General features: G+C 44.8%; 1 protein-coding gene. It reads right to left on the reverse strand.

Going from position 1 to position 609, the window contains the following annotated elements; all coding sequences use genetic code 11:
• The coding region (locus CWB76_RS19365; RefSeq protein ID WP_171039671.1) for a fumarylacetoacetate hydrolase family protein at positions 1-609 on the reverse strand (609 nt) is incomplete at both ends.

Here is a 609-nt window from a genome sequence, read left to right on the forward strand (position 1 = left end):
AGTTATTTTTTCTTTGCCACCACGAGAAAGCTCAAGTAATGAACCCGCTTCTTCGTGAGTCGGCCCTGATTGCGTGCCAGAGCCCAGCATATCGCCTGGCATAAAGTTACAACCGTTTACGGTATGGTGAGTTACCATTTGCGCTACAGTCCAGTATGAGTGCTTAAAGCTAGACTTAGACACTTGAGTTGGGTTGTAGCCTTCATCACGCATTTTTTGCGTTTGAATTTTAACATCCATTTGAATATCAAATGCGCCTTGATCACGGTTAGCCGTTGATTCTAAGTACTCTAGTGGCTGCGGATCGCTTTCATCACGCGTCCAACTTGTTCTGTATGGTGCAAGTGCTTCGGTGGTTACAATCCACGGAGACACGGTTGATGCGAAGTTTTTAGCTAAGAATGGACCCAGTGGTTGGTATTCCCATGCTTGTAAGTCACGTGCTGACCAATCGTTGAAAACACAAAAGCCGAATACATGCTTTTCAGCATTTTCAATTGCAATAGCATCGCCAAGCTCATTACCCTTACCTAGATAAATACCTAGTTCCAGTTCGTAGTCAAGGCGTTTACATGGGCCAAATGAAGGAACTTCTGCATCTGGCGCTTT

Origin of the sequence: Pseudoalteromonas sp. S1609, assembly GCF_005887255.1 — a bacterium.
In the GTDB taxonomy this organism is placed as follows: Bacteria; Pseudomonadota; Gammaproteobacteria; order Enterobacterales; family Alteromonadaceae; genus Pseudoalteromonas.